Origin of the sequence: Microcystis sp. M_QC_C_20170808_M9Col, assembly GCF_007095495.1 — a bacterium.
GTDB lineage: Bacteria > Cyanobacteriota > Cyanobacteriia > Cyanobacteriales > Microcystaceae > Microcystis > Microcystis aeruginosa.
Map to the genome: position 1 here is coordinate 1 of NZ_SFBZ01000049.1, position 10,434 is coordinate 10,434.

The following is a 10,434-nucleotide window of genomic DNA, read 5'->3' on the forward strand; positions in this document are numbered from 1 at the left end:
AGACATCGATAATTTTTTGGCGAAAATCTACGGAATAGGGTCTCATAGGAAGCTGGTAAGTTCTATTATTTGTCTATTTGCTTTCCATTGTACTTCATAGCTCCAAGAATTGCTATATACTTTGTTTTTAATATTTTTTCCATTCTAGATTTATTGTCAATTCTGCCCCTATTTTTTGGATTTTTTGATATTAGGTTTTTTAGAATTTTTCGCTGGTTTAGAATTTTGCGAGTGATTCGTTTTTTTGGTTCCGATCTCTCTATTTTTCGGATTAAAACTTCCGATCAGATAGTGTTTACTCGCATATTACTAACTCTATTCTCGATTATTTTTGTCTATGCGGGTTTAATTTATCAGATCGAACACCCGATTAATCCTCAAGTCTATCGGACATTTTTTGATGCTTTTTACTTCGCCGTTGTCACTATGACTACCGTGGGATTTGGGGATGTAACTCCCCTTTCTGATGGGGGCAAAATGGTGACAGTTTTAATGATTTTAACGGGAGTTTTGTTAATTCCCTTGCAAATTAGCGATCTGACTAAACAACTATTAAAATCTGGCACTCAAATTGATTATCCTTGTCCAGATTGTGGTTTACCCCGTCACGATATAGATGCCAATTTTTGTAAAAACTGTGGGGCAAAACTCTTAAAAAAACCTGATTGAGACTAATTCTGGCGAAATTCAGGAGCCGGTCCTCAGGAGATTATTTTTATTTATTCTCCCCGCTTCCCCACTCCCCCACTTCCCCACCCCCAACCCATCTAAATGTTAAGTTAAGTATCGAAGAGCGGCCGTTTCATCACCTAGTAGTAATATAATCACTGAGTTATCAACTTTGATCCTTGAGTATGACTGCATTCACCACAACCCCCACCCTTGCCAATTTGCCCGCCAGTGATAGCCGTAGCCGCGTCAGTGAATTTATGAAATCCCTACAGGATGAAATTTGTCAGGGATTAGAAGAAGTGGATGGACAAGCAAAATTTATCGAAGATAGTTGGCAACGGCCCGAAGGTGGCGGCGGACGTTCGCGAGTTTTGCGGGAAGGGGCAATTTTTGAACAAGCAGGGGTGAATTTTTCGGAAGTTTGGGGGAAAGAATTACCTCCTAGCATTGCCAAACAACGGCCCGAGGCTGCCGGTCATCAATTTTATGCCACGGGAACCTCGATGGTCTTGCATCCTCACAATCCTTATATTCCCACGGTTCACCTCAATTATCGCTATTTTGAAGCAGGTCCGGTTTGGTGGTTTGGCGGTGGCGCTGATTTAACTCCCTACTATGCTTTTGAAGAAGATGCTAGTCATTTTCACCGCACTTTTAAACAGGTTTGCGACCAACATCATCCCGAATATTATCCCGTTTTTAAACGCTGGTGTGATGAATATTTTTATCTCAATCATCGTCAGGAAGCCAGAGGCATCGGCGGGATTTTTTTTGATTACCAAGACGGTTTAGACCCTCTCTATCGTGGTCCTTTTGCCGAAAGTGATGCCGCTATCTATTCAGAAAAATTATCTCCCCAACAACCCCGCAACTGGGAAGAAATTTTTAGTTTCATTAATGACTGTGGCCGAGCTTTTCTACCCGCTTACGTTCCCATTGTCCAGAAACGCCGCTCGACGGAATACGGTGACAGAGAACGTCAGTTTCAACTCTATCGTCGCGGTCGTTATGTAGAATTTAATTTAGTTTATGATCGTGGCACAATTTTTGGGCTGCAAACTAACGGTCGTACCGAGTCGATTTTGATGTCTTTGCCTCCTTTAGTCCGTTGGGAATACTGTTATCAACCTGCACCAAACACCCCAGAAGCAAAACTCTATGATGTCTTCCTAAAACCCCAAGATTGGGTTAATTGGCAAGGTTAAATCAGTTATCAGTTATCAGTTATCAGTTATCAGTTATCAGTTATCAGTTATCAGTTATCAGTTATCAGTTATCAGTTATCAGTTCACTGTTCACTGAAAATACTTCCCACACCCTTGTCAAGTCAATAAATCTAAAAATTTTGGCTAATTTTTGGACACCTCTCCATACTCGTCTGGAAACCACGGTGAAAAAGGGACAATTACTACCTAAAAATGCGTCTCTGTTAGTGGCATTGTCGGCAGGTCAGGATTCCCTCTGTTTAGGGCAATTATTGCTGGATTTGCGCCCTCGTTGGGGTTGGCAACTAGCGATCGCTCATTGTGATCACCGTTGGTCTTACGACCGAGGATTAGTCACTCATGTGCGGAAAATCGCCGAAATTTGGCAATTACCTGTTTATATTACCACCGCACCCCCCATGGCGGAAACGGAAGCCAAGGCCCGACAATGGCGTTATCAAGCTTTACAAACAATCGCCCAAGAACAGGGTTTTAATTATCTTCTCACGGCACACACGAGAAGCGATCGAGCGGAAACTTTTCTTTATAATCTCACGCGCGGGGCCGGTAGTGATGGACTTTCTGCCTTAACTTGGTTGACAAGTTTAACCCCGGATATTTTTTTAGTCCGTCCCCTCTTAAATGTCACTCGCGGGGAAACTTTCGCTTTTTGTCAAAGTCGAGAATTACCGATCTGGTACGATCGAGCTAATGAGAATTTACGCTATGCTCGCAATCGCATCCGTCTGGAATTATTACCCTACCTGCAAACTAATTTAAATCCCCAAATCGAAAAACATCTCGCCCAAACTGCCGAAATTTTGGAAGCAGAAAGCGATTATTTAGATAGTATTGCCCGGGATATTTTTCGTCAGGTTATCGATCTAGATCAACAAAGACTCGATCGCTCCCCTTTACAAATTTTACCTCTAGCGATACAAAGACGAGTGATTCGTTTATTTTTAGCTCAATATTTACCCTCATCCCCGAATTTTGCCGAAGTTGAGTCAGTGGTTAATCTCATTACTGGTGTTAATCGCGATGCCACTTCCTCCTTAACTGGCAAAATTCGGGTAGAAGTACAACAAAATTGGCTACATATCAGTTATCAGTGATCAGATTACAGTTTTAAGTGGACAGTATTAGGTGAAAACTTCGCTACTGTCTTTTCACTGATTACTGCTTACTGTTTACTGTTCACTGAAAAAAACCATCTCCCCATTCTAGTTATCTCTAGCTAACTTTTACAGCAATTGGTTTAAGAAGAAACTATAATTAGTAATACAATTAAACTAAAAATCAAATTGGCGTAGAATAATGAGCGAAACTAAAGTAATTAATCGAGAAAGTTTACTGGTCAATCTCCGGCAACAACTGCGAGCCGGACAACAGGAATTAGCCGATTGGCAAGGGGGAAAAATGGCCATTTCTGCGGTGCCGGGGGCAGGAAAATCCCACAGTTTGGCCGTAGCTGCCGCCATGGTTATTGCTCGTGAGCAACTTCATGCTAAAAAACAGTTAATTATTGTCACCTACACGCGCTCCGCTGCCGCTAGTATTAAAGCTAAAATTAAACAACGCTTGCAAGATTTACAACTTTCAGCCCAAGGTTTTAGCGTCCAAACTCTGCACGGACTGGCCCTACAATTGGCCCGTCGTTACCCGGAATTATCGGGATTAGACCTCGAATCTTCTACCTTAGTTATTCCGACTCCTAGCCACAGAATTATTAGAAACTCGGTGGAAAAATGGCTAATTGCCGACCCAATTCGTTATCAAAAGTTATTAGAAGGAGTGGAATTTGATGGGGAAGAAACAGAAAGATTACGCCGTCAATCGGTGCTGAGAACCGAAATTTTACCTAGTCTTGCCTATACGGCCATTCATGAGCTAAAAAGTTCGGGATTATCACCGCAGCAAGTTTGGGAATTAAGCCACTATACCGACGATAATTATCAAATTCTCGCTATTGCTAGTGGTTTGTACCAACAGTATGAAATCCTGATGCGTCAGAAAAACTATATAGATTATGATGACATGATTTTAGGAGCCTTGCGGGTATTAGAGGAAGAAAAAATTCGCCGACAATGGCAAAAATCTGTCTTTGGAGTCTTTGAAGATGAGGCACAGGATTCTAGTCCTCTCCAAGAAAAACTAATTACTATTTTAGCAAAAAATAATGACGGGGAAATACCTAATTTAATTCGCGTCGGCGATCCCAATCAAGCCATTAATTCTACCTTTACCCCCGCCGATCCTGTTTACTTTAATTGGTTTTGTGAAAGTTGTCAAAACGAAGGCAATTTATCCACTATGAACCAAGCAGGTCGCAGCAATACTAAAATTATCGAAGCTGCTAATTTAGTTTTACAATGGGTCGATCGAGATTGGAAACAGGGAAAAGATAATCATAAAGTTACCGAGGCTCCTTTTCGGGTTCAAGCGATCCTTCCCGTCAGCGCCGAAGATCGCCAACCTAATCCAGTTAAGGAGGGAAAAGGATTAGAAATTTATCAACCCGATGACATTTATCAAACAGTGGAATTAATTGAAAAACGTCTAGTTAAATTACTCCAAGAAAACCCTCAACATAATGCGGCTATCCTCGTTAGAGAAAATCGACAGGGACACTTTTTTGCTCAAAAATTTGCCCATTTTTACAAAAGTTATCAAATCAGAATTTTTGAAGCTAACGAGATTGATCGCTTTTCCCAAATTCCCGCCGAAATGCTGAAACTATTAGCTTTTGTCGAACGTCCCCACTCTCCCGATTATCTCAAAGCGGCTTTAGAAGTGCTACAATTTAGGGGTTTAATTACTGCCCAAGACTTAAATCCTTTAGTTACCTATCCCGAACAATTTCTTTATCCCACTCCCCTCGATCCTGAACTGAAATCTAACGAAAAAATCGCCCGTCGTTATTGCTGCAGTTTACTAAAAGCTAGATTAGAATTACCCCATTATCAACTCCTGTCTTTTTTCGCTATGACTCTCCAATATTCGGGATCAGAATTAGCCACTTTGCAAAAATTAACCGCCCGTATTTATCAGGAAACCGCCGATAATAGTTCTCTAAAAAATACCATTAATACTCTCAATGAAATTATCGCCTCTGAGCGCTTTGAAGGGGTGGAAGAAGATAACGACGATTGTTATACTCGTCCCGGACAACTGACGATTATTACTATGCACAAAGCCAAGGGTTTAGACTGGGATTATGTTTTTATTCCCTTTCTTCATGAAGATATTATTCCTGGCAAACCTTGGGTTCCCAATGGGGCAAAATTTTTGGGAGATTTTACCCTCGCAGAAGTGGCACGAGCGCAAATTCGAGCAGCAGTTCATCAACGCTATTTAAACCCCGACAGCATACCAATTATTCCCCCACCTTTAAGCGCTTGGTTAGAAGCTGGACAACTTAAAAAAGCTGAAGAATACAGACTTTTGTATGTAGCGATGACACGAGCAAAAAGACTTTTATGGATGTCGAGTGAAAAAAAAGCTCCTTTCCGTTGGAACACTTTTCGCGGAGATGAAAGTAGTCAATTACAGGATAAAAATCCCTGTCCTGTCTTTCCTGTTTTAATCAATGCTTTCCCCGATTCTTTCTGTGTTTAACTGTTGATGCAGCGTCCGCGGATAAAGAATTAGGAAGACAAACCACCACAGGAGTATGGGAATAGATAGGAGTAGAGTTAACCAGAGACGCTGAGTTAAAAACCAACACCCGGCAATCAGGGTAATTCCTGTCAACAAAATCGACCAAGGTTGACACCAACGGGGTTTGTGATTCCAAACGTTATCGGATTTCGAGTTAGGCATTGGTTACGGATCGGTAATTTAAGTAGTAGGAAAAAATTAACTTCTTGGTTAGGATAGGCACTCTTGCAAGAGGCACTCTTGCAAGAGGTGGTTAGATATGTCTAATTAATTGTCTCTAGCTACTTACTAACTCAATTTTAGAGCGATCGAGTTTAAAAAACACCTAGGCAGACCGAAAGAGTAGAAAATTGCTCGATTCACTTATTTAAAAATAACTCCCCCCAATCATAGCCGCTAATAAAATAAAACCGACCCAAACATTTTGACCGAACATTTGACCATAAACTGGTTTGGGTAAATCCGATTGACGTAACAGCCGGTATTGACGCAACCAAGCGATCGCCGCTAGACCCAACCCTAGCCAAAAAAAGGCTGATAACTGCATTTTTTGCCCCTCCCAAGCCAATAAACCTACTGTTAGGGCAAAAAAGACCCCCACGGCTTCCGGGGCGTATTTGCCGAAAAATATGGCACTAGAGTTAATACCAACCTTGAGATCATCCTCTCGATCGGACAGAGCATAAATTGTATCAAATGCCAATGTCCAAAAAATCACCGCTCCCCATAATATAAATGTATTACTATCTAACGACCCGGTGACGGCACTCCAACAGATTAAAACCGCAAAACCCCAAGCGAGAGAAAGAACCAATTGGGGTACAGGAAAAAAACGCTTGGCGAGAGGATAGCAGATAATCAAGGGAACGGCGGCCACACATAGGCAAAAACTCAGGAAATTGAGATATAAAGCTAAAATTGCGGCACAAAAGAAAGCAATTAGAGCGATAATCAAACCAACCTTGATCGATAAAGCTCTGGCCGCTAAAGGACGGTTACGAGTGCGATCGACCTGTGGATCGATATCCCGATCCCAAAGATCGTTAACCACACAGCCGGCGGCGCTAGTGGCCAAAGTTCCCAAAACGATCACCCCGATCAAGGGTAGCGGTGGCACCCCGTCTGCCGCCAAAAATACCGCCCATAAAGCGGGAATCATCAAAATTAACCTACCTGCGGGTTTATCCCAGCGCAAGAGGCGAATAATCGTCATCCAAGTGGGTTCTAGATCGGGTTGGGATATGGTCATAATTTCTCGTAAAAAGTAGAAACTAGGAGTTAAGGGGGTGTGGGGTGTAGGGTGTGGGGTGTGGGGTGTGGGGTGTAGGGTGTAGGGTGTAGGGTGTAGGGTGTGGGGTGTGGGGTGTAGGGTGTAGGGTGTAGGGTGTGGGAAGTGGGGTGTGGGGTGTGGGGTGTGGGGTGTAGGGTGTAGGGTGTAGGGTGTGGGGTGTGGGGTGTGGGGTGTGGGGTGTAGGGTGTAGGGTGTGGGAAGTGGGGTGTGGGGTGTGGGAAGAATAAATAAAAATAATCTCCTGACGACCGGCTCCTGACTCCTGACTCCACCAATAAACTTTTTCAGCAAACCCTACCTACTTAACGTGATTACCAGCCCCAACTATTGGGAACGCCTTTAAATGGACCAACCACATCGGAGGTTATCCATCCCCCGTAAAAGTTGCCCGGTTGCGGTTGTACTAATTCCCCGTCGGCATAACAAGCGGTCATTTTGGCAGGATAAAAAGCCAGATAATTCTTAATTGCCTGAAACTCTGGTGTTGGGTCCGGATAATACCAAGCGACGTTAATTGCCTGTTGATCCCCAACGGTGATATTGTAATATCCCGCTAGACCTTTCCACTCACAAAAAGACTTTTCTGCTGTGGCTTGCAGGTATTCCATTTTAATATCTTGGGGCGGTAGATAATAAACTGGAGGATGACTGGTTTCTAGAACTCGATAACTGCTTTTAGTATCGGCAATTATCACCCCATTAAAGATGATTTTTAGGTGTTTAGGCGATAATTCTAGGCGCGGGGGACGCGGATAATCCCAGACGGATTCCTGTCCTGCTTTTGCTGGTATCGGTTGGGGACGAAACATAATTTTTCTTATCGTATTCTCTGATTCAGTTCACCGTTTACTGATTACTGATCACTGAAAAGAGTTTTCTCAGGGTTTCCACTCGTTCTCGATTGACATTTAAATCCGATTCTCCTAACCGGGAGGCCGAGCGAACATCGATCGCATTTTTGCTAGGATTGAGAGAAAATTCCACATCATCGACAAATCCCATCCATTGACTGCTAAATTCGGCGTAGAGATAGTTACTATCTTGGCTAATAATTTTAGTTCTCGGTTGGGAAGCGATAATTTTAGCTAATTGCTCGATCGCTTCTTCGCCGCTACCCTGATAACTAAGGGGTTCGATCGCATGAGCCTGATCCTGACTCTGACTACTAACACAATTAGGAGTGACCGGACAAGGGGCCAGTTTACCCTCCCTGACTCCCAAATAATCGGGACGAGTACCGGCGAATAAACTGACGCTATCGGGAGCAATTAACCTAATTCCTAGCCAGATGAGCAGTATTCCTAGGAAAATAAACGGGGTCAGCCGGAAAGATTTTTTCACCGTGTCGGGAGTTTCAGTCATGCTAGTCTTACAGAATCACTTCAATTAACTTAACATTGATAGGTGTGGCAATATCAGGAGATAGAATAAGATGTTTCTCGATGAATTACAACCCGTTGTTAAAGAACTGATTCAACAACCGATCGCTTTTTTCGGTGGTTTTGCCTCTGGATTACTGCGCTTGAAACTTTCGGACGATCCCCTCAAAAAATGGTTAGAACAGCAGGGATTAGTCAGTTTTAACGACAATAATCAGGATAACGGCAACGGTCCCCAGTCGATCTCGATCGATTAGGGATTAGGGGTTAGCTGTTGGGGGTGAGGGTATTCTCCCATCCCCAAAACCCCCGCTTACCACCCCATCAGCTTAACTTGCTGCTGAAAGTAAATAAATTTCCTCGGCTACTCGTTTTAAGCGTCTTAATTGCGCTTCCATATCCTTTTTCGTCCATTTGGCGGCGAATTGCTGGAATCCCCACCCCACAACTGGATTGGGAATCGCAAACTCAAAACGATTGATTAGACAAGTGCCGCGATCATTGGGTTGACATTCCCAGCGATCGCAACCACGAAAAAAGCCTTCAAATTGCCAGACAATTAACCCCGGTTCTCTCTCAATCACAGTACTTTTTAGCGTTGGCTGAATTAGGGGAATTTGAATCAAAAAACGACTTCTACCACCGATATCGGTCTTCCAATCCCCGATAGGTTCACAAACTAACAATGGATTCAACCAACGACGCATTAACTCTAAATCCGTGATACAACGCTCTACCGTCGTGGCACTAGCTTTAATCTGAATTGATTGTTCAAATACTTGACAAGATGACATTGATCTGCTTATAAGTGGGTGGGTGGAATTAAATATAAGATGAACGTAGGTTGGGTTGAAGCATGAAACCCAACGCCTGCATGGGTTACGCTACCGCTAACCCATCCTACAAATAATTGTGCCTCCCTACTTAAATTGCTGGCTGAGAATTATCGGTAGTCGGACAAAAGTACAGTTAACTGTGCAGACAAGGCAACAGTAAGGGTTTCGGCCTTGATTACATTTCTTAACATAGTCTTGTTTATAGCCTTTCTCATCAAGATGAAGTGTAACCTAATTTGCTATGGACGACCGGCGACCGACTCCCCAAAACGAAAACTTCCTACCTCACCATTAAGATAACTGCTCTCAAGCTCACTTTTTCACTAGCTTGACAAATTCTCGAAAACGTTGGCGTAATCTCTCGATATTAACTGATAATAACATTGGTATCGAGAACAAAGCGTTTAGTTATCTTCATTTAAGAGAGATTCTAAAATTTCAAGGGTTAATCCTCTCTCTTGTGCTTTTTGTCCAATAGTATCCATCGTTTTATATAATTTGTCCAGAGATTCTTTTCTAGATAAATTTGAAGATTGAACATAAAAAGAGATTTTTTTCTATATTTTTTGACGATCCTCTTCCGTTGCATTCCAATAAGTTTCAGCAACATCTAAAGGAACTTTGATTTTAATTTCTGTTTGATAGTTTGTCATAATTATATTTTCTTAGTTTAGTAGTAAAGAAATTTAGTCGAAATTAATAGCTTCCCTTCAGCCAGCGTTACAGTCTAGAAGTTTCAGTTACTCTAGCGCATTGTTAAACCGATTGTCAAGTTTAGTTACTCTCAATTTAAGATCTGTAATTTACTTTGGTTGCGAAAAACCAGTGCCGCTAGTGTAAGTATTCTCCAGCGCCGGGGCTAAATCTAGAGATGACATTGGGGGGAAGGCTAATACAGGAACGGTAAATAAATTGGGTTGAGTTGTTTGCTATGATTAGGGGTAATTATTAACACTTCTTAAAGAGCGAGTGGGAAAATGACTGACAGGGGGACAAGCCAGCTGAAAAGCTTATGTAGCATGGAATACAGACACAGACTCCAAAAAAAGATAAGTCATATTTACCATATATGACCTAAATAACGAAAATGATAAGTGAACTATACCAGAAAGTGTTAGAAAATGAACTGGGGCGAGCCAGATATCTACTGTTGTTAATGGTAGTTGGAACCTTGCAAATATTGAAGCAAGCAAAGTTAGAGATATTAGCTGAAGCCTTACCAATACCAATCCTGTTTGAGAGTCGGAGAAAAAAACTAAAAAGATTTTTAAAGCTGGAAATTCTGGCTCTTCGTTACCCTTTATGCTAAATCAACATACAAGATGCCAAGATAACATACTTCTAACCCAAAAATTCCGAAAGTTTCTAAAGCCATAGCCTCTCCGTTTTAT

10 protein-coding genes and 1 pseudogene are annotated in these 10,434 nt (G+C 42.2%); 5 read left to right on the forward strand and 6 right to left on the reverse strand.

What is annotated here, in order from left to right; translation table 11 throughout:
- Window positions 1–69 precede the first annotated feature (69 nt).
- From EWV68_RS03345 to EWV68_RS03360, 4 genes are all read left to right on the forward strand, one after another.
- Window positions 70–669: an ion channel gene (locus tag EWV68_RS03345; protein ID WP_287168815.1), complete on the forward strand. Its 600-nt coding sequence runs from the start codon at window positions 70–72 to the stop codon at window positions 667–669.
- Window positions 670–854: 185 nt separating this feature from the next.
- Window positions 855–1,877, forward strand: a complete 1,023-nt coding sequence (hemF, locus tag EWV68_RS03350) for an oxygen-dependent coproporphyrinogen oxidase (protein WP_002762975.1) — start codon at window positions 855–857, stop codon at window positions 1,875–1,877.
- A gap of 140 nt (window positions 1,878–2,017) precedes the next feature.
- The gene (gene tilS / locus EWV68_RS03355; protein WP_061431055.1) at window positions 2,018–2,992 is read left to right on the forward strand and encodes a tRNA lysidine(34) synthetase TilS; all 975 of its coding nucleotides are present in this window, start codon (window positions 2,018–2,020) and stop codon (window positions 2,990–2,992) included.
- 202 nt (window positions 2,993–3,194) lie between these two features.
- Window positions 3,195–5,495 (forward strand): ATP-dependent helicase, encoded by a 2,301-nt coding sequence (locus tag EWV68_RS03360; protein ID WP_287168816.1) that lies wholly within the window; start codon window positions 3,195–3,197, stop codon window positions 5,493–5,495.
- On the opposite strand, the gene EWV68_RS03365 is transcribed toward EWV68_RS03360, so the two are convergent.
- From EWV68_RS03365 to EWV68_RS03380, 4 genes are all read right to left on the reverse strand, one after another.
- Entirely contained in the window at window positions 5,460–5,699 is a 240-nt protein-coding gene (locus EWV68_RS03365; RefSeq protein ID WP_287168817.1) for a DUF6737 family protein, read from the reverse strand. The genes EWV68_RS03360 and EWV68_RS03365 overlap by 36 nt on opposite strands.
- 205 nt (window positions 5,700–5,904) lie before the next feature.
- A complete protein-coding gene (locus tag EWV68_RS03370) occupies window positions 5,905–6,786 on the reverse strand; it encodes a 4-hydroxybenzoate solanesyltransferase (protein ID WP_287168818.1) in 882 nt (293 codons plus the stop codon).
- A 353-nt stretch (window positions 6,787–7,139) separates the two neighbouring features.
- The gene (locus tag EWV68_RS03375; protein WP_002779848.1) at window positions 7,140–7,637 is read right to left on the reverse strand and encodes a DUF427 domain-containing protein; all 498 of its coding nucleotides are present in this window, start codon (window positions 7,635–7,637) and stop codon (window positions 7,140–7,142) included.
- A gap of 37 nt (window positions 7,638–7,674) precedes the next feature.
- Window positions 7,675–8,190, reverse strand: a complete 516-nt coding sequence (locus EWV68_RS03380; protein ID WP_287168819.1) for a DUF1499 domain-containing protein — start codon at window positions 8,188–8,190, stop codon at window positions 7,675–7,677.
- A 70-nt stretch (window positions 8,191–8,260) separates the two neighbouring features.
- Here EWV68_RS03380 and EWV68_RS03385 point away from each other — a divergent pair, with 70 nt between their 5' ends.
- Entirely contained in the window at window positions 8,261–8,464 is a 204-nt protein-coding gene (locus tag EWV68_RS03385) for a ssl0294 family protein (protein WP_002762986.1), read from the forward strand.
- A gap of 72 nt (window positions 8,465–8,536) precedes the next feature.
- Here EWV68_RS03385 and EWV68_RS03390 read toward each other — a convergent pair whose 3' ends face one another.
- A complete protein-coding gene (locus tag EWV68_RS03390; RefSeq protein WP_061430612.1) occupies window positions 8,537–9,001 on the reverse strand; it encodes an SRPBCC family protein in 465 nt (154 codons plus the stop codon).
- A gap of 446 nt (window positions 9,002–9,447) precedes the next feature.
- A pseudogene (locus EWV68_RS21790) lies at window positions 9,448–9,696 on the reverse strand (hypothetical protein).
- Between the last annotated feature and the right edge of the window lie 738 nt (window positions 9,697–10,434).